The 24,619-nt window shown below is 45.3% G+C and carries 18 protein-coding genes and 2 pseudogenes; 16 read left to right on the top strand and 4 right to left on the bottom strand.

Annotated features, from left to right (window positions below):
* Nucleotides 1–31 precede the first annotated feature (31 nt).
* The 3 genes from ACFTRD_RS12945 to ACFTRD_RS12955 all read right to left on the bottom strand — a co-directional run bounded on the left by ACFTRD_RS12945 (nt 32) and on the right by ACFTRD_RS12955 (nt 2,474).
* Nucleotides 32–421 (bottom strand): Rid family detoxifying hydrolase, encoded by a 390-nt coding sequence (locus ACFTRD_RS12945; protein ID WP_379380382.1) that lies wholly within the window; start codon nt 419–421, stop codon nt 32–34.
* 119 nt (nt 422–540) lie between these two features.
* Nucleotides 541–1,542: an alpha/beta hydrolase gene (locus ACFTRD_RS12950; RefSeq protein WP_379380384.1), complete on the bottom strand. Its 1,002-nt coding sequence runs from the start codon at nt 1,540–1,542 to the stop codon at nt 541–543.
* Between the two features lie 38 nt (nt 1,543–1,580).
* The gene (locus ACFTRD_RS12955; RefSeq protein WP_379380386.1) at nt 1,581–2,474 is read right to left on the bottom strand and encodes an MBL fold metallo-hydrolase; all 894 of its coding nucleotides are present in this window, start codon (nt 2,472–2,474) and stop codon (nt 1,581–1,583) included.
* A gap of 253 nt (nt 2,475–2,727) precedes the next feature.
* Here ACFTRD_RS12955 and ACFTRD_RS12960 point away from each other — a divergent pair, with 253 nt between their 5' ends.
* The 16 genes and pseudogenes from ACFTRD_RS12960 (at nt 2,728) to ACFTRD_RS13035 (ending at nt 23,289) form a co-directional block, all read left to right on the top strand.
* A complete protein-coding gene (locus ACFTRD_RS12960) occupies nt 2,728–3,273 on the top strand; it encodes a helix-turn-helix domain-containing protein (RefSeq protein WP_379380388.1) in 546 nt (181 codons plus the stop codon).
* 196 nt (nt 3,274–3,469) lie between these two features.
* Complete coding sequence (locus ACFTRD_RS12965; RefSeq protein ID WP_379380390.1) at nt 3,470–3,670, top strand: alpha/beta fold hydrolase; 201 nt, start codon at nt 3,470–3,472, stop codon at nt 3,668–3,670.
* Nucleotides 3,671–3,707: 37 nt separating this feature from the next.
* Nucleotides 3,708–3,971: pseudogene (locus ACFTRD_RS12970) on the top strand (winged helix-turn-helix transcriptional regulator).
* 79 nt (nt 3,972–4,050) lie between these two features.
* Entirely contained in the window at nt 4,051–4,332 is a 282-nt protein-coding gene (locus tag ACFTRD_RS12975; RefSeq protein WP_379380392.1) for a hypothetical protein, read from the top strand.
* Nucleotides 4,333–4,606: 274 nt separating this feature from the next.
* Nucleotides 4,607–4,939, top strand: a complete 333-nt coding sequence (locus tag ACFTRD_RS12980; RefSeq protein WP_379380394.1) for a hypothetical protein — start codon at nt 4,607–4,609, stop codon at nt 4,937–4,939.
* A 312-nt stretch (nt 4,940–5,251) separates the two neighbouring features.
* Nucleotides 5,252–5,383 (top strand): hypothetical protein, encoded by a 132-nt coding sequence (locus ACFTRD_RS12985; protein ID WP_379381346.1) that lies wholly within the window; start codon nt 5,252–5,254, stop codon nt 5,381–5,383.
* Entirely contained in the window at nt 5,325–5,909 is a 585-nt protein-coding gene (locus tag ACFTRD_RS12990) for a hypothetical protein (protein ID WP_379380396.1), read from the top strand. Before ACFTRD_RS12985 ends, ACFTRD_RS12990 begins: the two co-directional genes overlap by 59 nt.
* Nucleotides 5,910–6,082: 173 nt before the next feature.
* A complete protein-coding gene (locus tag ACFTRD_RS12995; RefSeq protein WP_379380398.1) occupies nt 6,083–6,595 on the top strand; it encodes an SRPBCC family protein in 513 nt (170 codons plus the stop codon).
* 81 nt (nt 6,596–6,676) lie between these two features.
* Nucleotides 6,677–6,805: pseudogene (locus ACFTRD_RS13000) on the top strand (ArsR family transcriptional regulator); the annotation flags it as partial.
* Between the two features lie 628 nt (nt 6,806–7,433).
* Complete coding sequence (locus ACFTRD_RS13005; RefSeq protein ID WP_379380400.1) at nt 7,434–8,492, top strand: LacI family DNA-binding transcriptional regulator; 1,059 nt, start codon at nt 7,434–7,436, stop codon at nt 8,490–8,492.
* A gap of 141 nt (nt 8,493–8,633) precedes the next feature.
* Complete coding sequence (locus tag ACFTRD_RS13010; protein ID WP_379380402.1) at nt 8,634–11,096, top strand: hypothetical protein; 2,463 nt, start codon at nt 8,634–8,636, stop codon at nt 11,094–11,096.
* A gap of 170 nt (nt 11,097–11,266) precedes the next feature.
* On the top strand, nt 11,267–12,658 hold the full coding sequence (locus ACFTRD_RS13015; protein WP_379380404.1) for an extracellular solute-binding protein: 1,392 nt from the start codon (nt 11,267–11,269) through the stop codon (nt 12,656–12,658).
* Between the two features lie 42 nt (nt 12,659–12,700).
* Entirely contained in the window at nt 12,701–13,678 is a 978-nt protein-coding gene (locus tag ACFTRD_RS13020; RefSeq protein WP_379380406.1) for a carbohydrate ABC transporter permease, read from the top strand.
* Nucleotides 13,678–14,559, top strand: coding sequence for a carbohydrate ABC transporter permease (locus tag ACFTRD_RS13025; protein WP_379380408.1), 882 nt, complete (start codon nt 13,678–13,680; stop codon nt 14,557–14,559). The genes ACFTRD_RS13020 and ACFTRD_RS13025 overlap by 1 nt, the downstream gene beginning before the upstream one ends.
* An 18-nt stretch (nt 14,560–14,577) precedes the next feature.
* Nucleotides 14,578–20,919, top strand: a complete 6,342-nt coding sequence (locus ACFTRD_RS13030) for an S-layer homology domain-containing protein (RefSeq protein ID WP_379380410.1) — start codon at nt 14,578–14,580, stop codon at nt 20,917–20,919.
* Nucleotides 20,920–21,303: 384 nt separating this feature from the next.
* Nucleotides 21,304–23,289, top strand: a complete 1,986-nt coding sequence (locus ACFTRD_RS13035) for a glycoside hydrolase family 127 protein (RefSeq protein WP_379380412.1) — start codon at nt 21,304–21,306, stop codon at nt 23,287–23,289.
* Between the two features lie 263 nt (nt 23,290–23,552).
* Here ACFTRD_RS13035 and ACFTRD_RS13040 read toward each other — a convergent pair whose 3' ends face one another.
* On the bottom strand, nt 23,553–24,473 hold the full coding sequence (locus ACFTRD_RS13040) for a helix-turn-helix domain-containing protein (protein WP_379380414.1): 921 nt from the start codon (nt 24,471–24,473) through the stop codon (nt 23,553–23,555).
* Nucleotides 24,474–24,619: the final 146 nt, after the last annotated feature.

A 24,619-nucleotide genomic window follows, 5' to 3' on the forward strand; every position in this document is an offset into this window, starting at 1 on the left:
CTTCTTTCAAAATTAAGCTAATCCGATCATCTTATAGGTTAGGCTGTCGTTTGATAGCAACTAGCTCAATCTCAATCTCAGCACTACGGGGTAGCTTAGCTACCTGAACGGTAGTTCTTGCGGGATGATGGTTACCAAAATAGTGACTATAAACGTCATTCATTTGTCCAAAGTGATCTAAGTTCGTCATAAAAACAGAAGTTTTCACAACGTCTTCCAGGGAGAATCCAGCTTCAGATAACACATTCTGAAGGTTCGTCAGGATCTGTTGAGTTTGTGCAATAATGCCTTCCTGTAATTGACCTTCAGCATCGATCGGGAGCATTCCGGAAGTGTACAACACATTTCCATTCTTAATAGCTTGCGAATAAGGACCGATTGCCGCTGGCGCTTGTGCGGATGTAATAACTGTATGATCCATGATGGACTTCCTCCTCTAACGATACAGATTTTTTTACTGTTCATGTAATGTGTAATTAAGAACCCGCAGCAATAAGCTGCGGGTGTCAGATCGTATTGATATCCGCTACTTGCGCGTTGTTATTGACCCGCCGGTGTATAATTCTCGTCTAGGAATGATTGAACAGCTTGGAACGCCTGAACTCTATTTTTCTCAAGCAGTACCATATGAGTACCTTCTCCAATTTCAACCCAACGTCGATAAGCAGCTCCGGTTAGGGAAGTGAAGAAGTTTTGTGCCAAATCTAACGGCACATCAATATCCCATTCCGCATGAAGGAGGAGTACAGGTACGGTGATATCTTTAGGTTCATAGAAAGCTTTGCCTACCGTCCAATATTCACGGATGTCTAGGATCGGTCCGTTGGTAGCGCGAATATGTTCAGGGTGTACAGACTGAGTATTAGGATCAGTAGCAAGAGTTGCTTCAACCCATTTCTCAAACCAACCCTCAGGGAGCAGAGTGTCACGTTTCCCTTCAGGAGCAGCACTTAACCAACGTTCCTTCGTAGAACCTGCGGGCACAAGGCGGTAAGAGCCAAGTGGACCGCCTGTATCGATCGGGATTGGTTTAGTGCTGAGCCACTGAGGAGCTATAAGGGTTAACTTGTTCACCTTGTCGTTATTACGGCTTGTATATGCCCCAGCTACCGTACCGCCCCAAGACATCCCAAGTACATTGACCTTGGATAGATTACGATGTTTTAGGACAAAGTCTACAGCCGATCCGAAATCACGAACTCCGGTTTCTGTACGGACAAGCGGAGGATTTTGCTCAGCAGGTTGTTCCATTTCCGATGGTCTTGTGGATCCGCCATAGCCACGAACATCTACCGCATAGACATCATAGCCGTGACTAGCAAGGTAATCTAGGAAGGAAAATCCGTCAAGCTCCACATCATACAGGCTACCCACTGGATAAGTTGCACCATGAACCATGACGATCGTTTTTTCATTAGAGAAGACATTCATAGATGCAGGACGTTTATTAAGGACGGATAACTCAATCCCCGGCGTATCACTAGCTATTTTAAAATTCTCAGATATGATGGAAATGGATTTATTGAATGTGTTGTTAGACATGATATTGCTCGCCTCTCTTTGATGAAATAGATGATGTATTATATAAACCGCCAGTTGAAGCCATCTTCGCTTCGGGTGACATAACCGGCTGAACTCTCTGGGAAATGCGTACTGAAATAAATAATGGGACGATCGGCGATATATTCTAAAGCCCAGCGGCGCGAGATTCGAGCCTGATCACCAAATTCACAATACATCGAATTCCAATCAGGTCTTAAGACTTGGAATGGATGATGCATGATATCGGCTCCGAACAGAGCTTCTTCACCACCTGATGAAAGACGAATGGACATTTGTCCAATACTGTGACCTGGAGTCGGAATAAATGTAAATAGTTCTAGAAACGTTCCGCCTTCTGGACCAATCGTTTCCGTCAAACCTGCCTCTACGACAGGAAGTACGCTTTCTTCGTAAACATTGAAGTTTGCTTCATTTTCTTTGTTATGGCTTGCTTCACTGGAGTAATACTCTTGTTCTTTAAGCGGGAATACGTACTTTGCATTCGGGAATGTCGGTACCCACTTGCCATCAACTAGCTTGGTATTCCAACCGACGTGATCCACATGCAAATGAGTTAGCAGCACGTAATCGACTTCTTCTGGAGTAACGCCTGCCTCTTGAAGTCGTTTGAGATAAGGCAACTGCAGATTGGCAAGATCCGGATTCAGTGGCAGGTTTTTATCGTTACCTGTAGCGGTATCAATAAGAATCGTATGATGGGGCGTCTTCACGACCCAGGTGCCGATACTCACAATCAGTTGCGTATTTTCGTCAATCAAGCCATCGGGGAGGGCATCTTGGTATTCTTCCAACAAAGTAGGATCCCATGTACCTGGAAAATAAACTTCAGGTGGAACGCCACTGATTACCATTTCAGTAACTCTAGTTACGGTAGTATCACCTACGGTGTAAATCTTAGGTAGCTTCGTCATATGCCACATCGCTTTCGTTGAAATTTCGCTGAAAATGAAATCCTATATAAAAAAGAATTATGTGAAAATGTCCCGGGAACTTATTTGCACATCAGCCTTACTAAAATCTTAGTCCAATAATGCTGTTAAATCAACGTTTTTACACCGTAATTGAACCTATGTCAGAATGCTTGCTATTGCTAGTTATTTTGATTAATATCAGTATATAAATTTCGCTAACAGCGAAAAAATGAATATGTAGGAGAAATGCAACATGAATTCGATGGGCGAGGTCATCCGAAATACACGCAAGCAAAAGAAATTAACGCTTAAAGAAGTGGCAAAAACTGGTTCCATCTCATTATCGTTTCTCAGTGAAATAGAACGTGACAAAGCGAATCCATCCATTAGTGTGCTCAAACGGATTGCAAATGCGTTGAACGTTAATTTTACCGATCTATTTGGAGAGAAAGAGCACAGCGTTGTTGTGAGAAAAAACCAACGTAAACCGCTGGTGCATTCTGAAGGCTCTCGTATTACGTGGTATTCCCTGAGCGAGGGAAGTAAAAACAAGATGGGGCCATTAATGGGCGTGCTTGAAGAAGGTGCGACCTCTGGAGATATTGGTGTAGGACACAGTGAAGGCGAGGAGTTTCTGTATGTGCAGTCGGGAGGCTTGGAGTTTGTGCTTGGAAATGACAGATATACGCTAGAAGAGGGAGATAGTATCTACTTCGATGCTAGGACGCCGCATAGCTATAAGAATGTATGGAAAGGAGAAACTATAGTCATTGCTGTAGTGACGCCTCCCACTTTTTAAAAAGTTAATGCTCTGTTAAAATTAATTGGAACATATAACCGACTTTTAAGACAGTAACACTCCAATATGAAAACCTGGATTATTAAACCATGATTAGCTTTCACTCACTCGAGAGGAAGTTCAGCGAGCATATGATCCAGGCAGTGTTGGACGTCAAATTGCAGCCATAGCCGTATCTTGCGATTGCCGCCCGCATTTGGCAAAAGTGAAGGTTCCAGTATTAATTATTCATGGTATGGACGACCCCATGTTTGTCCCTGCCTGTGGAGAAGATACGGCACAAGCTATTTCTGGCGCAGAGCTTATGTTGCTTGAAGGCATGGGACATGAAATGCCACCGCAACTGTATGAAACTATTGTTGATGCCATTGAACGGACCGCCCAGCGCTACAAATAACTTGTAATGCCTCAATTATCACTTTTGGTGACTATATATAAAAGGACCTAAACGGACGTGAGAGCTCAATCGGCTCATGAACAATATTTCGCAGAAGATGCTGATTCAAACTCTTCGAGAGCCGGAAGCAGACGGATTAATTCATCGAAAAATGTACAATCAAGTGCCGCCAAAAGTTGAATATTCAACAACAGAGCTGGGTCAATCCCTTGAACCCATTTTGAAATTGCTATGTGGTTGGGGCGGGCAATACGCAGAGCAATCCTACGCTCCAAGTGAAATCGAGATTTTGTATCCATAACCAGTAGTTAGAATCCGAGGTGATCCGCGTGAGTATATTAAGATACAGTTACCCCACGATGTTAAAAAGAAGCAAAAGCTTGTCTTATCGACAACAAGTTACTTCAATGACAACGGTACTAATGCATTTTCTAATAGAGCATAGTTTAACGGATATAGAACCTTTCCAAGAGGATGGCTCGCTCAAGGATGACTTAGCACTACAAAGCTCCGATTTAACCGATCTAGGAAATGAATTCTTCAAAGAGGTTTTCCCAAAATGGTCTGCATATATTGATCGTGGCGGCGATATTCAAAAGACGACCATTCTTCTAAAAGGATTGAACAAGCTGCAAAATGTAGCTAGCATGTCGGGAGATTAATACCGAGAGGACTAGGGTATGATCCCATTGCTAGTCGCTATATGAGCGGCTTTTTTTGTTTATCTGTACAAGTTCATGCCTGCCGATAGCCAAGAACTATCGTCCAGGTAGAGCATGCATACTCTACTGGACAAGTTGTGTGTTAGCGATCTTAGCCGATTTCGAGATGCGACCATACCACGTAGACAGGAACTAGAGAATAGGATTAGGTACATTTCTTAGAATCATTGATCTGCGGCTAAATCATCGTTGAATTGAAAGGAGGACATAAAAAATGAGCAGTTATTTGACCCAAAATCCTCCCTTAAAAGTGCAGTTCCTTAGAATCAAAGATGAACCGTTTCGGTGGAGTAATTCCATTGAGGTAGTAATTGTACTGGAAGGTAGCATTCATGCTGCCATTGCAGACGAGAATAGAACATTAAGAGTTGGTGGGATTGAAATTTTCAATATCAATCAAGTTCATCGTCTGTTACACACGAATGAAGATAATTTGGTACTCCTTATCAATATCGATGCTGAATTTGCGAAGGATCATTGCTCGGATTTATCAAAAATCTGGTTTGCTCATGAATTTGGCCCTGGAGCATATCTAGGGTTAGAATGAATAAAAGAAATAAATGAAGCCATCTGCACGCTAATAACTCCAGTTGTAAACAACAAGAGTGAGCTACGCGTCATAACTTTAATGAATATAATTGAACCATTGTTGGATCTGCTTATTACGAATTTTGATGTCCAAAGAATTTTCGAAAGTAACCCAATTAAGCTACAACGAATATGGAAAATCTACGATTATTTATTTAATAACCAAGGTTACACCAACAAGGCTTCTCTGAATGAAATTTCCAAAATGACAGAGGAGTAATTAAATTTAGATTATTTATCATCACAGTTTAAGTTATTAATAGGAGATACGCTGCAAAATTTACTTCATTATTTACGAATTGAGCATGCGATAAAACTATTATTAACGACAAATTTAAGTTTGGTTGAAATATCAATCGAGAGTGGTTTTTCTTCTCCTACGATATTTTTATCAAAAATTTAATAAGATTTTCCCAAAGGGACCGAAAGAATTTCGCCAAGAAAATAAAAAAAAGCAAGAGATGATAGAGCACTGCAGAGAAATCATTGATCCAGCATTAGTTCTGCCAAGGCATGAAGGGTTATTTTACAGTTGTGAAGCAATAAGCAGTGAGCAAAATAAATGGATTAACCTCGATCTATTTGGATCTGATGATCAAAAATCAACTTCTCTGCATTTGATTAAAAATTCTGATTTACTTAAACGCAATTCAGATATGAATTTTAATAGGATTCTTCAGGTTCATAACCTAAGCCCATATCAAGTTTTTGGATTTGAAGAAACTTTAAATTCTCTAAACAGTGATATTAAAGTTCTGACAAGGATTATAAACCAATTTAGCGAGAACGATATTCATCCTGTATTTATTGTGAAAGCGAACAGTAAAGTTATGTCAGAACAGATAACAATAATACAGCAACTAATTCAAATCTATACCCTTACCTATGGTGCAGAACGTTTGAAGGGATGGAGGATTGAAATTCGATAACCACAAAAATTGAGCTCTGCGGACTAACGTGTAGGGATAAAAAAAATTTAAATATTCCTTTACAGGAATATTCCCATTGGAGTATATTTGATTCATAAGATGACACGGCCGTTTTTCAGCGAACCAAATAGGCTGTAGACCGATGTCAAATATTCAATAAGGAGAGATTTGTAATGACAGAAAGCAACACATTGGAAAACATCACCTCAAAAGTAGGAGAGCGGGAATTTACATTGGAGCGTGTCTTTGATGCACCTCGAGAGCTTGTATTCAAGGCATTTACCGAACCTGAGCATGTGTCTCGCTGGTGGGCACCGGGACCATTTACAATCCCGGTTTGCAACATAGACCTCCGCCCAGGGGGGATTTGGCACTATTGCATGGAATCGCCAGAGGGTAACAGACATTGGAGCAGGGCGGTTTATCAGGAAATCGTAGAGCCGGAACGAATTGTTTATACTGGCGGTTTTGCGGATGAAAAAGCCAATCCTGTCGCAGGTCAGCCGGAGCATTTGGCCACAGTCACATTCACTGAGCAGGAAAGAAAAACCAAGCTTACGGTTCAGATCGCGTTTGGTTCAGCCGAAGAACTCAAGACAACGTTGAAATTGGGCATGAAGGAAGGACTTTCAATGACAATTAACGGTAAATTGGCTGAGCTTTTGGAAGAACTTCAGACGGCATGAAAAATTCAAAGAAATGACGGTCCACTTGAAAAAGATCTCCAAGAATTAATGAAAATTCGAATGTACATTGTAGGAAAAACAATGGATACGACAAAATGGAGTGCTCTTGCCGAACCCAATCGATTGAACATTGTTGAACTTTTACGCGAAGGCCCTTTCATTGTAGGAGAAATTGCTGATCGGCTTGAACTTCGCCAGCCCCAGGTATCCTAACAGGGAATAACTTCACGTTATTTAGAGTAAGTATCTAAATACTGTTATGCCTGTTCATAACCAGGCGCTTTTGTTGAATAACGAAATCCCAATTTCCCTTAATATATAAAGGGGAGTTGGGATTCTTATATGCGTTACGTATTAAAAAGTAGTATCCGCCATAATCAACGGATTGCTCTTTAGACCATTGCAGGTTACGGGAGGGAGAAGCAGCAGTGGCGCCTTTCAAACGCAAAAACCTGGAATGCCAGCCGGTGGCAGCAGCACCCGCCGGATCGCAGACATGGACAACAGATTTGTGGTCAGGCTAGCGTCCTGAAAGATTGTAGCTCTTTTGAGTTTCAACTAACGGGAAACGTTAGTATAAACATAGCAGAGCAGCCGGCGAGCGGCTGTTTTTGATATGCTAAATGAGCTGTTAGGCTCAGTAGGTATGGAACTTTAAGGCTAATATAAAGTCTAATAAAAGAGAGTATTAGTCATGATATAGTCAACGCTAGTGTCTCAGTAAAAAAAAGTGGAAGTAAAACCCAAAATAACGATTGCTTAATCAGTGATTGTAAGGTATTATTCAAATATCAAACTTTTATCTAAACGTTTAAACAGCTAATGAACGATGGTTCGTATGCTTAGACAGGAGAGACTTATGAGAAAAACCAGCATAAAGGACATCGCACTTAGGGCTAATGTTTCTATTGCTACAGTCTCCTATGTACTTAACGGCACTCGCAATGTCCGCCCGGAAACGCGCAGGAGGGTCCAGGAGGCCATCGAAGCATTAAACTATAAACCGAACGAGATTGCTAAAAGCCTTAAACGTAACAGTACCAACACAATTGGTGTTATTACGGAGGATGTGACTGTATTTAATGCTCCGGATATTATCGATGGCATCAACGACTTTGGAGACCGTCATGACCTTCATATCCTGCTCGTCAACCTTAGGCTAGACAAGCGAATTGGTCGCAATTTTCAGGACGTCGAAGCGTATCGTAAGTATGCAACCAATGCCGTATCCGAACTGCTTAGTAAACAGGTAGACGGCATTATCTATATTGGAGTTCACACTCGCGACTTGACAGGTCTGATCAATGTTGAAGGTAAACCAATTATATATACCTACGGTTACACACAAGACGATATTTCAATTCAGTATAATGATGAACAGGCATCTTATGAAGCGATGTCGTACTTGGTACGAAAGGGACACAGTCGCATCGCAATTATTAGTGGTTTAATGGATTCAATCCCTTCAAGACGCCGATTAAACGGTTATTACAAAGCAGTTACCGATTTTGAACTGCCATTTGACCCTTCCTTAATAAAGATGGGGGATTGGGAAAGAGATTCTGGCTATAGATACGCTAACGAGCTACTCGACATGGACAATCCGCCGACTGCGATCCTGTCAATGAACGATGTTATGGGGGTCGGGGTTCTTCAGGCCGCGAAGGAAAAGGGGCTTAGCGTCCCTGATGATATTTCTGTAGTTGGTTTTGATGATAGGGAATTCAGCGATTACCTGAGCCCACGTCTGACAACAATGGGATTACCGCTTCATGAGATGGGATATTTAGCGATAGAAACCCTTTACCGTCTAATCAATGGAGAAGATGTTCAAAACCTAACCATGCCGGAATGCCGCTTGATCGAGCGTGATTCAGTTCGGATTCTGGAAGCTTAGAAGCTAAAAAGGAGCATGCCAGTTTCCATACATAGAACAAACGCAGGTAGGCTTCGCAATACCATAGAGGAATTATAGTTTCTCTTTTCAAAAATAATTTAAACGTTTAACTTAATTCCGATCGAGGAAAGGGTGATCTAAGTGACCATTCTTAGTAATGAAAAATTTAGGATCGAGTTTGGTGAACGTGGTACCGTTCAGTCATTGGTGATGAAAGATGATCCCCATGAGATGAATTGGGTAGTAGATCCTCATTATTTGCGAGAGGTTGGATTTCAAGATGATGAGGATAAGCTCTTTGGAGAATGGAGTTTGCAGTTGAATGACAGGTTTGTTCAAAGCTCGATGTTTAAGCCAAATATTACGAAACATAGCACGAACCATCTTACCGTGGAGTTCAAAGACGTACAGGTCAAGATCTTGTTTTCATATTTGCTGGAAGGCGATCAATTCCGCTGGGGTATCAAACTGACCAATGAATCGGATGAGACCATTAATATTCAAGGGTTGCACGTTTGGTTTTCTCTCGCCTACATTATGTTCCGAACGCAAGATGTGTACCGTAACATGCATGAATCCTGCGCCGTATATACGCACATCGGAGGGAACTTTGCCAAATTTGCTGCTGTACGACGAAGTAACGAAGGGCCTCATCTGGGGATCTACACGCTCAGAGGGAATACATCCACCCTGGGTTCTCTTTGTCGCTATTGTAACCGCTTTCTAGAACAAGTTTCTCCATCTTTGGACGGCTTGTTATACCACAGGCTTTCTTTGGTGGAGGATGGGACCTCATTGAAAGATTTGGTACTTAACGATTGGATATATGATGACGCTTACAAATCTTTAACGTTAATGCCTGGACAAGCGGAAAATTGGGAGTACGGATTTGTGTCATTCCAGAACCTGGCGGATTTCTACCACCAAGGTAAGGTCCTCGGACATCCTCACTGGAGCTATACACCCGTTGTGCCTGAAGGAGGACAATTCACAGCCTCAGTCCGTTTGCCTAGGGATCTTGAAATAAGGACGTTAATGTTACACAGTGCGCCTGGACACACGAATGACATCGAAGAGAAGGATATCTCGACACTACTGATTCCTTCAGGAAAGTCTATGTCACTAGACGTGGGCTCTGATCAAATTAGCAACCTCGTCGTTGAACAGGAGTTCATAGTAACCCTACCCGCTGACGTACCGGGAGAACGTAAGCTGGAGTTGATACTCAAGGACGGACGTCGTGACATGCTGGTTTGGAATGTCCTTGAACCCGTTCATACATTGCTTGAAAAGCGAGCAGAATGGCTGGCAGTAAATAGCTATGAAGGCGGAGAGGCAGCGGTTCGGCCCCATGCGTTCCGTCCGTTATCTAACCAAGGTGAGTCACTGGGAAAATTGGCATTCTTATTGATGGAAAATCTGAAGTCTTCACCTGTTCCCGAGCAGGTTATGAGGGCGGAAGCAGCAGCGGTGCTGGATATGAAGGTGCACTGGTTCATTGAAGGTGATCTCTCCCGTCCGCAACCTTTGTACGGTAACTTTTATCGTATCTACGATTTCGATTATATCGCGCACGTTTTTTATCTATTATCACAAATGGATGAAGAGCTGCTTCATCTGCATTCTCCTTCCGAGTATTTGAAATGGGCCGCCGAAATTATTTGTTTGCGACTTGATCCAGATTGCCATTTAGGTCAGCGAGAAAAGGACGAATCGCGTCTAAATGGCGTGTTTATTCTTTACATACGTGAACTACTACAAGCGTTGAAAGACAAAGGATATGCTGAATTACATAATCAACTACGACAGCTATGGGATCGCTTTGGTCGGGAAATGGAAATTGGTGTTCGGCACTACGGCGGAGCCGTTACAGAGCACTTTTATGATAATGCCGGATTTGGTCCAACGTGCACAGCATTATGTTTCCTTGGGCATACCGACGAGGCTTCACAATATGGTCAGCTTATTTTGGCAAATATCGGATTCAGCAACGACTATAGGCTGCAGAATCCGGATCGATGGTGGGAAGCACTGTCTCCAATGATCCATTCCTTATGGGGCGGACTAGCGGCATCGTCGGCATTGGTTGCGTATGAACATCTCGGTAATACAGAATATCTGGAAGCAGCTTATCGCTCTACAATGGCAATCTTTCATTGCTATGACTGGAATGTAAAATCCACCCCGCGAAGGCTGGAGCAAGGTGAAGCCGCATCGACGTATAGTGTATCTGCACCCAACTTGAACATGCCGGAATTGTCGCGTAATCGTTTTGGACAATCGGTGTTCGTGGGAGCAGACGATCCGCTGTTTGCCGCTTTGTTCTCCGATGTATCGGGGGATGATTGGGATATGGGTGAGGAATTAGTAGCTTATTTGCTGGGGTTTGGAACTACGACGTACCTCTATCGAGATGAAGGAGGCACTTTAAGATGTGTCAACGGATTCGTGACAGAAGAGCATGATGGTTGGACCGTGAAAAGTTATGCGGCGTATCCGTCCAGGTACGTATTTCGTGAAGAAGACTTAGAGTTCAGAGCTCCTCAAGGAACGTTGCAAAAGAGCATTCGCCTGGAAAATGGAAAGTTCTGCGCTTGCCTTTGACGAGTCTTCTAACTTGGCAGTTCCCACTTGTTCTATAAAAGGAAGTACAGACTTGATTAACGATCAGCACCACATAATCATCCGGATATGATGCAAGACCATGTTTTTAAGTTAAACGATTAAATTCGTTGACTTGAAATAAATAGCATTGAAAAAGGGAGGAAACAAACATGAGGTTCGGTAAGCGCAAGTTGGTTCTGTCTCTCGCATTAACCTTGGCTTTCTCCACGCTGGCAGGTTGTTCTGGCAATTCGGACACTTCCGGTAATGCCAAAAATGCAGCAGCAGGCAACGGGGATCCGTCTGCTGGGGGCATCACCCTTGAGTTGTTGTATTGGGGGGATGATGTACAGAAGCAACTGGTGGAATCCGCTGCAGAAAAATATACAGCGGACACCGGGGTGAAAATTAATGCGCAGGTGTTGCCGGCAGACGGCACATTTGACACCTTCATCCAGACGAGGCTTCAATCCGGAGAACTGCCGGACATCAGTTACATGGGGGAAGCTGACATTCAAAAGTATAATGAGATGGGCATTTTAGAGGACATTTCCGACCTGCTTGCGGATGGAAGCATTCCGGAGAAACTTCCTGCAATCACCATCCATACCCCAGAACAGAAAGTTATCGGTGTAGGCTTGTCCAACCAAATGGAACTGCTGTTCTATAGCAAATCGAAATTTGATGAGGCAGGCGTCCCATATCCACCTACTAAGGTTGAAGAAGCCTGGGATTGGGATACCTTTGTTGCCAATGCTAAAAAGCTAACCAAGGATTCGAGTGGTAAGACAGCTGCCGATGCTGGATTCGATGCTGCATTGACTGAAAACTATGGTCTTGGTTTTACGGCAGGTCGTGAATTTCACCATTTCTGGGCAGCGAGCGCCAATGGAGGGGGCATTGTATCCCCGGATGGAAAAGAGTTTCAATGGGATTCACCACAAACGACAGAAGGTATTCAAAAACTGGCTGATCTTGTGAACAAAGACAAAGTTGCTTCGGCCTTTAGCTATACCTGGAGTTCTGGAATTGGCTCCGCTGTGGATGCGTTAAGCGGGGGTTATGCTATGGCTGTGAGCGGATCCTGGGATTTAGCGAATATCAAAGGCAATGAGGATATTGGTGTAGGTGTGCTCCCGAAAATGGAGAAAGCAGTAACCATGAATGCTGGAGCTCCACTAGTTGTGTACAATACCTCCAAACATATCGAAGAGGCTAAGAAATTCTACGCCTATATGGTTAACCCGGAAAACAGCCTAGACTTGCTAAAAAGCGGAGCATGGCTGCCTAATCAGGCGGACTGGTATACAGATCCGGCTTTAATTGAACAATGGACGGCTGATCTGCCAGCCAGCGCAAAGGAAACCATCCTTAGCTATGCTACGACAGAGGATGCCATTGTCCAATGGCCAGCGTATTATGTTCCGGCTTACTTGAAAATGAACACGGAATACGAAAAGTCGATCGACCAAGCACTATCCGGCCAGAAAAGCGTCAAAGAAATTTATGATGCGATTATGCCGGCAATTAAGTCGCTGTGGGAAAGCGGAAAGGTTTCCTAACCATAGGAACGAAGTTTGAATTCGAAAAGAGAGGCTATGCTTATGAATCCAGAACGCAAAATCGGTTCGGAAACCGTTCCTGCCAGAAGATTTGCAAAAGGTGCCACTAAAGAGGCCATTGCCGGATATCTATTTGCTGCCCCCGCCATTATCGGATTTTTGGTGCTGACGATGTACCCAATGCTCGCCAGTTTATATTACAGTTTTCATAAAATTACGATTATGAGCGGCAGTCAGGTCATGGAATGGATTGGGCTAGATAACTTCAGGTATATTTTCAGCAATCCGAGCTCTGAATTTAAAAAATCGATTACGGTTACGCTGGTCTATGCCTTTGTAAACGTTGCGCTAGTTATCGTGTTCTGCCTGATCGTTGCCTTGCTACTGAACCGCAAGTTTCTTGGGAGAAATGTGCTAAGAGCTATCTTTTTTCTTCCATCCGTCGTACCGATGCTGGCGACAACGATCGTTTGGCAGATGCTATTGCAAAATCAGGCCAAAGGCGGGCTCGTCAACTGGGTTCTACTACAAATGGGCATTGCTCCATGGGATTTTCTCAACGACCCACTTCGGATCTTTTACACCTTGTTTATCATGAGCCTGTGGACATGCGGCGGGACGATTGTTGTATTTATCGCCACGTTGCAGGATGTCCCCGGAGAATTGCTGGAGGCCGTTGAGATGGATGGAGGCAATGCCTGGCACAAGTTTTTAAAGGTGACTTATCCAACGATTAAACCCGTACTCTTTTTTCAGCTCATCATGTGTATGATGACGTCGATCCAGATTTACACTCAAAGCGTAGTATTGTCGAGAAATGGCGCGCCTGACCGAATGACATACTTTATCAACGTCATGATCTACGACCATTCCTTTGTACAAGTGGGCATGCGAGGTTTGGCATCGGCGGAAGCTTGGATCGTATTTCTCATCACGTTGGTGATTACGGGCGTGTTGTTTTACTTTCAAGGCGCGCTTAAACGTGATGATGCCAAGGGCAAACGAAAGTGGGTGAGATAATGGAGACAGCACCTGCACCGATGAAGTATACGAGCATCAAGCAGGCTAAAAACCGAAGAAGAGCAATTCATTTCGGCTTGATTGTGTTATCTCTCCTGCTTGCATTAATTTTTGCTTTTCCATTGTACTGGCTGTTACGCGGTGCAATGGTGAGTCATTCGGAAATTTTGGCCAGGCCGCCTGTATTTTTTCCGAAGGAGCTTGGGTTCGAGAATTTCAGGCTAGGACTGGAACGGATTCAGTTCTGGCGGCAGTTATGGAATTCGGTCTCCATCGTTGTTCCGTATGTCATTGGCACCGTCATCACGACCAGCTTTGCAGCATACGCATTTGCCAAATTACGATTCCCCATGCGCGGCACCTGGTTTGTGCTGGTTATCAGCAGTATGATGCTTCCTAGTGCAGTTACACTGCTGCCGCAATTTTCGTTATATACATCGCTTGGGCTTGCAGGCAAACCTGCCCTAATTATTCCAGCCTTTTTTTGCGCAGGCGGCAATGCATATTTCGTTTTTCTGCTAAGACAATTTTTTATGACAATCCCTGCTGAACTGAGCGAGGCGGCCAAAATCGACGGCGCAGGTTATTTCCGCATCTATTACCGAATCATGCTGCCTCTCATTCGCCCTGCCATGATCGTTGTTGCACTGTTCAGTTTCATTAACTGTTGGAATGAATTTTTCTACACCATGATTTATCTGAAAACAGAGGCTGATTATACCTTGCCTATGGGCTTGTACATGGTGAACGGAATGCGTATTCCAAACTATGAGCAGGTCATGGCGCTTGCACTCATCGTAACACTTCCCTGCCTGGTGTTTTTCCTGATCGGCAACAAATATTTCGTAGAAGGAATTACGTTGACGGGAATTAAAGGTTAATAAGGAGGAGACGAAGCAATGGCGACAAAGAAGAGGAAATGGGCAACAAAAATGTGGGTGGCCGCTTTGGCCACCGTCGTAACCTTGAATACAGGCATCATACCTGCATCGGCGAACTACACGACAGACTTTGTGCATGAAGGCGTAGGTACCGACTACGGCGATGCAACATGGAAGAACAATCAGATCGTAAGCCAGCCCGTGGATTTCAGTCAGGAAACTGTCGGTCAAATGATGAAAGCGATCGAAGATTTTGATTTTGACCAGTTCGCTGCAGATCATGCCGACTTGCCATGGCTCGATAAGTTGCTGGTAAACGAGGGTGTCATCCCAGACGATAACAATGATGATGGCAGTGCCAACACGCTCTTCAGCCGGGGGAGCGCGCTGTACATGAAAACGCAGGATAACCGGCAGCTCGGTTTTGTTGGGACGGTACACTATGCGGATACTCTCAACAAGGATACGATGTACAACATAACTCTTTCTACGGGAGCCGTAGTGGAAGACAAGGCTGCTCGTAAAAACTACCCTAGCCATGCTGACCAAACCTACATGAGTGGCGGTTTGGACATCAGCCAGCGTAAATTTATTACCTCCTCTAACAGTGCTGTTACTTTACTGAAGTTAACCAATAACGGTAATGCGCCAATTACGTTAACCATGACCGTCAAATCGCCATTTGTAACCGAAGCCGAGGGAGATGAATTGATCGGTAAACGGGTGGCTGCCCCAATCATGGTTGGACGTGCCGGAGAAAAGTATGTGGAAGCGATGTCCCATGTTGACGTTCATCTCAGCGGGGATGGCATGACCCCTGTTGGCAATGATTTGGTGAAAGAGATTACGGTCTCTGCAGGTACCTCGGTGGATGAAAAAGTGGTCATGGGGTGGTTGGCGGAAGAAATCCCGGCCTCGAAAACACAGTATGCTGAATTTAAAGCAAGCAATAATGAAAAGGCTTTCAATGATCAAGTAAAGGAATACAACGAATGGTGGGCACAAAATATCCCCTACATCGATATTCCAGACGAAAATGTGAAAAAGGTTCTGTATTATCGTTGGTGGTCCAATCGCTTCAACTTGCTGGAAGCGAACATTCCCGGAAACGACTGGCAATTCCCGATGAACATGGAAGGGGTGCTGGGTTATAACAACGGCATCACAGTAAGTGTTCCGTGGGTGTTGCAGGATTTGAAGTGGCTGCGAGACCCATCTTATGCATATGGGACTTGGCTAGCCCAAGGCGAATATTCTGAAAACGCCAACTACAAAAACAATCCGGGAAGACCGAATATCTGGACATGGGATATGATGCAAAATACCTCGCAAGTCGGTTGGGAAGCTTACAAGATTTATGGTGGCGGAGAAAAGGTGTTGAAAAAATTCGCTGATTTCTCGGCAAACGATGTGACGGGCACACTGAATCATTTCAGGGGAACCAATCCTGATTTGGTTTATTACAATCACGGGCCAATTACCGGCAATGATGGAGACACCGTGTCCATGCACTGGAAAGGAAACGGAAACTATGCGCGTTTGGACGGTTCTTCTACAGCATATGCAAACGCAGTAGCCACCCAACAAATGTACGAACAACTGGGGGATGACGCAAACGCAAAGCGAATGGAAGAGGTGGCACAGCGAATTCGGAACGCCATTTTGAACAACATGTGGTACGACGAAGCAGATTTTGACGGTGACGGCGAAGCCGATACCAACGGAGAAGGCAGCTTTTTGCACAAAAAAGTCATCAACCAACAAGACGTATTCAATCCATGGCGTGACAACAATATGTTTGTGTTTAACTTCGGTGTAGTGCCGAAAGAAGGGGAGGCAGGATACGAATCCAAGTACTTGACCCAGTTATCCGATTACGGTGATCCGAACTATTACCCGATTTTCCCATTCTTTACGGCAGATCAGCACAGTATCATGAAACGTGTGGAAGCATTCCAGAATGGAGAGACCAGCGCGTTCGGAACGGACCAGTTCGCTTGGTGCAACTTTGGAAATTACATCAACACGATTCGTGCTTCCTTGCGTCATTACCCGGTGGAGAATATCAACAGCGACACCTACAAAACATTATTTGACTGGGGTGCATGGTTACACACGGTTGAACCAGGCATTACGGATCACCTGGATTCCAATGAGTTTTTCTGGCTGGAGGATTATTTCTTCGGTACACCTTGGACGCCACAAAATCCGCCAAACCCAAGTGGCAAGATGGTTCGTGCCTGGATTCACCACGATACGCTGGGCATGATGAATTATTCCGTCATGGAAGATATGGCAGGCCTTCAACCAAGAGCGGACGATAAAATCGAGCTATGGCCACTTGATATCAAATATGACCATTTCGCCGTGGACAATGTGCGTTACCATGATGCCAATCTGTCCATTGTGTGGCAAGACCCGGCCAAATATAGAGATAGCGATCCATATTACAAGGATATCCCCGTGGGATACTCATTGTTCATCAATGGCGAACGTGTCATGACTACGGATGAAATGTCGCATATCATCTTTGATACAGCAACAGGCAAGGTAGAAAAACCGGACGGGGACGTGCCGGGGGCGGTTGGAGACAACACAAACACCAACGTTATTTATGAAATGGGTAGTGCTGTTAATCTGGCTTCGGCAGACGATACTTCACTGGCAGGCAATGAAAAAGCAGTGGACATGTTCAATAAAGCTGGAGTTGATGTGGAGCATAACGGCGTAAACCTGGCGACGGCAGCTGGTACTACGGTTGAATCCAGCTATATCCATAGCAATTCCAATGTGAACAGACTGGCAGACGGGTCTACGATTGCATCCATTAACCATACCTCGAATACTGCGTTGTTCGGCGGCTCGCCGAATCCATCTGATTCAGTCACGTTTCAATTTGATGGAGTCCAAACGGTGGATAACGTAAAAGTGTACTTTTATAATGACCGGCGGCCAAACGGCTATGCAGCTCCACAAACGTTTGGTTTGGAATACTTGGATGCGGACGGCACCACATGGAAGCCTGTAGAAGGGCAATTCCGTTATCCGAATTATGTGGCCGCAAATTACAATAATGTTGAATTCAGTGCGGTGAACACAGCGGCTATCCGAGTCCATTTTACGCATGCATCGGGCTATTCAACAGGAATTAAGGAAATTCAAATCTACAATAACGACCTGAACGTTACGCCTTCGGAAAATCTTGCACCAAAAGTGCAACTAGACCTGCCGGTGAACGTGGAGCAAGAAGCTCCATTGAAGTTGGCGCCAGTAATTACAGATGATGGTCTGCCAAGCGGGCGTTTGACTTATGCATGGAATCTAGTATCAGGCGATGCTGGTGCAGTACAGGCAGAGGCAATGGATCAGGCGACATTGAATGTGACATTCGGCGCGGTAGGCGAATACGTCTACGAGTTGAGCGTCAGTGACGGGGATGCAATCACGAAGGTAGAAGTGCCCATCACGGTATACGTAGCGACAGCTGAATTGTCTAATGTCATTGCCAAGTTTGCAGACCGGGTATCGCCACAGGGCAAACTTGTCCGCAATGCGGATGACTTCACGCCGGAGTCGTGGCAGGCGTTGCAAGCAGCATTGACTGAAGCCAAGGAACTGCTTGCTAGAGATGATTATTCGCTTGATGAAGTGCAGTCCATGACGAATCGAGTTCGCCTTGCTGAGGAGAGTCTTCGTTACCGCAATGCTGCACTGTTGGCTACGCCGAGTGCTTCTTATACATCGGCATGGGAATCTTTGAACTCGGTGAATGACGGGTATATTCCTTTAGTCCCTGGAAGCATCGGCAACCCAGAGATCGAAACGCAGTATGGAAACTGGGGATCGCCTAACCAGAGTCATTGGGTGGAGTATACATGGAAAACGCCTGTGACCCTGTCTGGCAGCTCAATGTACTTTTATGATGATGGAGGCGGCGTACAGGTTCCTGCCGATTACGACTTTGAGTATTGGGATCAGGAGACGGGCGAGTATGTGGCGGTTAGCGGACTTAGTGAGAAGGAAATGGAAAAGGGTAAATTCAACCAAGTCACCTTTAATGAAGTCACAACCGACAAATTACGTTTAACGATGAAAAACCAAAGCAGTTCGGTATACACCGGTTTAAAAGAATGGCGTGCTATATCGGCCAAACCTGAAGGGGAAGAACCACCTCAAACGGACCATGGTGCGATAACAGCCATTGAGCCAACATCAGTTAATACGACCATCAACGTCATGCCGGAGTTGCCTTCACAAGTGACCGTGACCTATGAAGACAAAACGAAAGGGCTGGCTAATGTAGTATGGGATGAGATTCCCGAAAATAAGCTATCCATCGCAACTGATTTTGTTGTGCTTGGCAGTGTGGAAGGAACCGACATAAGAGCAAGCCTTCGTATTTATGTCAAATACGATAAGTCCCGCCTGAAAGCGGCAATTGATGCTGCATCAGATCCTTCCGTGAATGAAGAGAACTATGTTGGCACACCGGAACAATGGCAAACGTTGCAAGCAGCTTTGCAGTTAGCTAGTGACGTGTATAATAATGACGCTTCGACCGAAGGAGATATCGATTCAGCGTACAAAACGTTGCTCGAAGCTTTTGAAGCTCTAGAGCCCGTAGAGGAACACAATGTAACTATTATCGGGATCAACATTCCGGGCGGTTCTGTGGATCAGTTGGCCAAGGAAATCGTTGTTCCTGAATCGACAACGCTGGAGGAACTTAAAACTGGTTTAAACGTTCCCGCAAGTGTGACATTTGCGGTTTACGAATCCGATGGGTTGACGTCGGCCATTGATTTGAAGACAGGATACAAAGTGACGTTAACCGGTTCTGATCAAATCACAACGAAGACGTACACGGTCCTGATGGTTACAGAAAATCCGCCAGTGAATACAGCTGCGCTTCAAGCAAAGCTGAATGAAGCAAGAGCGTTCAAGCAAGAACGCTACACGGTGGCAAGCTGGAAGAATTTAGCGGAAAAGATCTCGACTGCCGAACAATTGTTGACGAGTGGGTCCGCTTCACAGGCTGACATTGATGCTGCGGTTCTCGCGCTGGATTCTGCCATTGCGGGATTAAAACTGTTGCCTACACCTAAACCGACTCCAAGTCCATCGCCATCGGCTCCAACACCAGTTCCAGCACCAGCTCCTACTCCTCCGGATCCGGAAGAAGTTACGCCAGTTACCATTAGTCAAGGCAAAATCAATGTAAAAGCAGTTGCCACCGACAAAGATGGTAAGGACAAAGTTCAGCTCACAGAGAGCGATATTAAAGCAGCGCTGGAAGATACGAAGGACGGGAAGTTAACCATTATCATCCAAAAGGGCTTGGAAACACAACAAGTCGAAGCCTTGCTCCCGTGGAAGACGCTTAGTACTATGAAATCTTTAACCAGTGTAAGAATTGAAATGGGATCAGCCGTGTTGACGATACCTCATCAATTCCTGACTACGATTAAGGACATCAATAATCTAGGAGTGGTCTTTGAAGCCGTGGAACCAAGCCAGTTGCCAAAACAAGCTGGAAAACTTCTTGAAGCTGAAATGGTCACCAACATCACGGTGAATGCGGATGGGAAAAGTATTTCTTCTAAAGAACTACATGGAAAAGGACTTAGACTAGCCATGCCTTATCAGTTGAAGGCAGGGATAAAAGGGCATCAGGTGGTTGCATTTACGCTGAACGATGCCGGAGTGGCCCAAGCTGTAGTCGGTGGTAAGTATGATGCATCCACTAAAATGTTTGAGTTTAACATGCAGCAGAACGGCATGTTCGGAGTACTTGGCGTAAACGTTGCCTTCAAGGACTTAATCAATGTGAACTGGGCTGTGGAAGGCATTGAAGCCCTAGCAGCAAGAGGAGCTGTTGAGGGAACGGGAGCTGGAGATTTCAATCCGGCATCTCTAGTAACCCGAGCAGAATTCCTCAAAACGTTGATGAACTCATTCGATTTGTTGGATGAAACAGCAACACCTGCATTTAGCGATATCAAAGAAGGCACATGGTATAACACTCCAATCGCAAGTGCGCATAAGCTGGGCATTGTCAAAGGCAAAGCAAATGGCACTTTTGGTCCCAATGAACCAATTACCCGTGAGGAAATGGCTGTGATGATTTATCGGCTTGCAGAAAATTTAAATGTGACATTATCAACCGAAGGGGAAGATGATTCTGTGAAGTTTGTTGATTTGGATAATCTTTCTCCGGAATCCTCAGCAGCAGTAGAGGCTGTTCGCAAGGGTGGTTTAATTACAGGCATGCCGGATGGCCGCTTTATCCCTAATGGCCAGACCACACGCGCGCAAGCGGTGACGGTCATTTACCGATTGCTGACACACCTAGAAAAGTAGAATCTGGACAACTCTAAAATCTAAATGTTACAAAAATAATGGTTGCCCAACATTTTTGTTGAGGGGCAGCCATTATTTATATTATACATTATAAGTAAAGGGATTTGTTATACTGACCAGTTTGTTCCACACATTAAAAATAATAATTGTAACGGGATACAGAACTACGCCAGCGGTATATGGTACGGGTAGTCTTTTGCCTATCATGGTTATAAGCTGCCGCCGTGTATCTTGTTGAGGAGACAAGCCTGAATAAGAACATTGTAGCAAGGAAGGCGGTCGTGAAAGGTTGCAATCATGTAAATTTCAGTTGGAAATGATGATTTCACCCTGATGTAATGATTTGTAAAATAAGGATATTAAATAGAACAAGGAGAGGTTCCCATGACAAAACCAGATGTACCGCACCATCCACAGACGCCAAGGTATAGCCATAAAATCAATGATCCATTCTGGTCGCATTATATTGAACTGGTCCGCAACGTAGTTGTTCCCTATCAATGGGAAGCGCTCAATGACCGTATCGAAGGAGCTGAACCAAGCCGGGCCATTCGGAATTTTCGCATCGCTGCAGGGGAGGAAGAGGGCGTTCATTATGGCATGGTATTTCAGGACAGCGATGTTGCGAAATGGATTGAAGCAGCTGCGTATCTGCTCTCTGCGAAGCCCGATCCGGAACTGGAAGTCCTCGTGGATTCCGTTGTTGAGACCATAGCACAGGCGCAGCAAGCCGATGGTTACTTGAACACATACTTTACCTTGCGTGAACCTGGGGCGCGCTGGACGAACCTCGCCGAATGCCATGAACTCTATTGTGCAGGACATATGATTGAGGCTGGTGTGGCGTATTATCATGCCACGGGCAAGCGTACGCTGCTGGATGTGGTTGTTCGCTTGGCAGATCATATAGGCACCGTGTTTGGTACAGAGCCGGGACAATTGCCTGGTTATGATGGGCATCAGGAGATTGAACTTGCACTCTTCAAGCTGTATGAGACGACAAAGGAAGAGAAATATCTCGAACTGAGCCGATATTTTTTGGATCAGCGGGGAGCGAGTCCGCATTTTTTTGTAGAAGAATGGGAACAAAGGGGCCGTACCGTACATTTTGATGGGTTGGACATGGTTCACAGGCACACCTACTCCCAGTCCCATCTTCCCATTAGGGAGCAGTCGACAGCGGAAGGCCATGCGGTTCGACTGGTGTACATGTGTGCGGCTATGGCAGATGTAGCTGCAGAGACGGGGGATACATCGCTGAAAGAAGCCTGTGAACGGTTGTGGAGCAACACCGTAAGCAAGCGAATGTACATTACGGGAAGCATTGGTTCATCAGCAAAAGAAGAAGCATTTACAGGCGATTATGATCTGCCGGGAGATACCGCCTACGCAGAGACCTGTGCCTCGATTGGCCTGATCTTTTGGGCGAAGCGCATGCTTCAGATGAAGCAGGATAGCCGGTACGCGGACGTTATGGAGCGAGCCCTGTACAATACGGTGATTAGTGGAATGTCCCTGGATGGTCAACGCTTCTTCTATGTGAATCCGCTTGAAGTCGATCCGGAGATTCAACGTGTGAATCCTAATTATGCCCACGTGCGAACACGCCGACAAGGGTGGTTTGGCTGTGCCTGCTGTCCGCCGAACATTGCACGATTACTGGCCTCATTGGATCAATATGTGTATACACCAGCTGTGGAAGAGGCTACGTTGTATGTGCAATTGTACATCGGCGGGGAAGGGGAATTCACACTTAAGGGTAGAAGAACAGCGCTAACTATGGCGTCTGACTATACCTCCACCGGAGAAGTGAAGCTGATCGTTCGGCCCGATTCCTCGGAGGGTATGGAGTTTACGATAGCTCTGAGAAAGCCGGACTGGTGCGAAATTCCCGAGCTGTGGATTAATGGGGAGAAGACAGAACAGGGTGGACTTATTTTTGAATGCGGTTACATGAAGGTGACCCGTACGTGGAAAGCCGGTGATGAGATCAGGCTTCTCTTCCCAATGGAGTTGCTGCGGATGAAAGGACACGATCAGATCAGAGCCACTTTCGGAAAAGTAGCCATACAGCGGGGACCGTTTATGTACTGTCTTGAAGAAGTCGACAATGGCCGCGGATTGCATCGCATTCAGCTGCCCCGGGACGCCCGGTTTCATATCGGTAGCGGGGAGCGGATGCCTCTGGGAGTTCCGGAACTTACAACCATTGGGCAGCGAATGATATCCCATGAAGACTGGGGAACACATCTGTATCGCAGGGATGTCCACTGGGATGTCCAGCCTGCCGAGCTTCGTTTCATTCCCTACTTCACTTGGGCCAATCGGGATGAGGGAGAAATGAGCGTTTGGATTCGGGAGTGCAAATAAGGGGGATGTCTACCGGAAGAGAAGATGATGAGCGAACGAAGCGGGCACTTATACCGTTCTAGGAACAGTGGAAGGGACCGAGCTAAAAGGTGTTGCCACAGTGACGATTGCGGAACAGGAACCAGAAGCAGGGCAAGGTAAGGGTGAAGCTTGGGTTGAAAAGAGCTTCTTCAAAAAGGGTAGACATAAAGGGAAAGCGTCCGATAGGCCCGGGATGCGTTGTAGGATGACGCGATCTCTGGTGAACGGACGCTTTTTATTTTTCAGGGTATCGGTTCTGAAGGAGTCGGTTTATTTTCTGTGTTGGTGAACTTGCTGCGAAAGTTGGAAGGGGAGATGCCCTCTTTTTTGGAGAAACAGGAAGAGAAGTAGGATACATGATTAAAGCCGATCTCTTCGGCGATACGAGCAACGGACCAGGCGGTTTGCAGCAGCAGCTTTTTGGCCTGTTCGATTCTGTAATGCAGCAGATATTCCATGGGTGTCATACCGTACACTTTCAGCATGCTGCGTGCGAGATAGTTTGGATGGTAGTTGAGTTCCTTTTGCAGCAATGGGTTGGAGATCGGTAGAGGGTAATTGTGGCGGATGTAGAGTTCAATTTTCTCGGCAATCCGGATGGCGGTAACGTCGGACAGTGAGGAGAGCCCAAGGTCCAGATGCTGCATAAATTGCTGGAAGGTCGCCTGTCGTTTCCAGTTGCGCATGGACTGAGGCTCCTGATCAAGCTGAGAGAAATGCTCCAGCAGCTCCATGTCTTTGGTTGTAATGTGCATATGCTTGGGGATGAAGATGGAACAGACATCACAGTGGTTCAGATACGCGCTTACCTTATGTGCTTCGATTAGTTCGGCCTGATTGGCGAGGCATTCGTCCATGTTGGCAGACTCTCTCCAGCTGCCATAGGTTTGAAAATGAATCCAGATCATTTCCGTTTCCGTCTTACAGGCTGCGCTGCCGTAGTGGTGTCCGTCCGGCTTAAGGATCAGTGCTTCTCCTTGCTTCAGAAGCCATTCTGTCCCGTTTTCGCTAATGGCGAGTGAACCACGTGTAACGACAATCAGATCAAAGACACCGATGTCACTGCGGCTGATGTGATATTCACCAGCTTCGTAATAAGCACGTCCGCAATCAATAAAATAGGGAATGGGTGGGGTGATGAAATGAAGGATGGGCGAGTCCAATCTGGCACCTCCGAACAGGTTGAAATATTTAAAATTCATGTTGGCATCAAGCATTTATTTTTTATGATACAGCAAGTAACATAGAAAATAAAGCGCTTACGAATTTCGGTTTTCTATCCTTAAACGGATTCAGATTACAACCTTGG

This window comes from Paenibacillus sp. NPDC056933 (assembly GCF_042674385.1).
GTDB lineage: Bacteria > Bacillota > Bacilli > Paenibacillales > Paenibacillaceae > Paenibacillus.

What these genes read in the sequence shown, in the direction of transcription:
- ACFTRD_RS12945 (WP_379380382.1), bottom strand. Translation starts at nt 421, where the DNA reads ATGGATCATACAGTTATTACATCCGCACAAGCGCCAGCGGCAATCGGT.
- ACFTRD_RS12950 (WP_379380384.1), bottom strand. Translation starts at nt 1,542, where the DNA reads ATGTCTAACAACACATTCAATAAATCCATTTCCATCATATCTGAGAAT.
- ACFTRD_RS12955 (WP_379380386.1), bottom strand. Translation starts at nt 2,474, where the DNA reads ATGACGAAGCTACCTAAGATTTACACCGTAGGTGATACTACCGTAACT.
- ACFTRD_RS12960 (WP_379380388.1), top strand. Translation starts at nt 2,728, where the DNA reads ATGAATTCGATGGGCGAGGTCATCCGAAATACACGCAAGCAAAAGAAA.
- ACFTRD_RS12980 (WP_379380394.1), top strand. Translation starts at nt 4,607, where the DNA reads ATGAGCAGTTATTTGACCCAAAATCCTCCCTTAAAAGTGCAGTTCCTT.
- ACFTRD_RS12995 (WP_379380398.1), top strand. Translation starts at nt 6,083, where the DNA reads ATGACAGAAAGCAACACATTGGAAAACATCACCTCAAAAGTAGGAGAG.
- ACFTRD_RS13005 (WP_379380400.1), top strand. Translation starts at nt 7,434, where the DNA reads ATGCTTAGACAGGAGAGACTTATGAGAAAAACCAGCATAAAGGACATC.
- ACFTRD_RS13015 (WP_379380404.1), top strand. Translation starts at nt 11,267, where the DNA reads ATGAGGTTCGGTAAGCGCAAGTTGGTTCTGTCTCTCGCATTAACCTTG.
- ACFTRD_RS13020 (WP_379380406.1), top strand. Translation starts at nt 12,701, where the DNA reads ATGAATCCAGAACGCAAAATCGGTTCGGAAACCGTTCCTGCCAGAAGA.
- ACFTRD_RS13025 (WP_379380408.1), top strand. Translation starts at nt 13,678, where the DNA reads ATGGAGACAGCACCTGCACCGATGAAGTATACGAGCATCAAGCAGGCT.
- ACFTRD_RS13030 (WP_379380410.1), top strand. Translation starts at nt 14,578, where the DNA reads ATGGCGACAAAGAAGAGGAAATGGGCAACAAAAATGTGGGTGGCCGCT.
- ACFTRD_RS13035 (WP_379380412.1), top strand. Translation starts at nt 21,304, where the DNA reads ATGACAAAACCAGATGTACCGCACCATCCACAGACGCCAAGGTATAGC.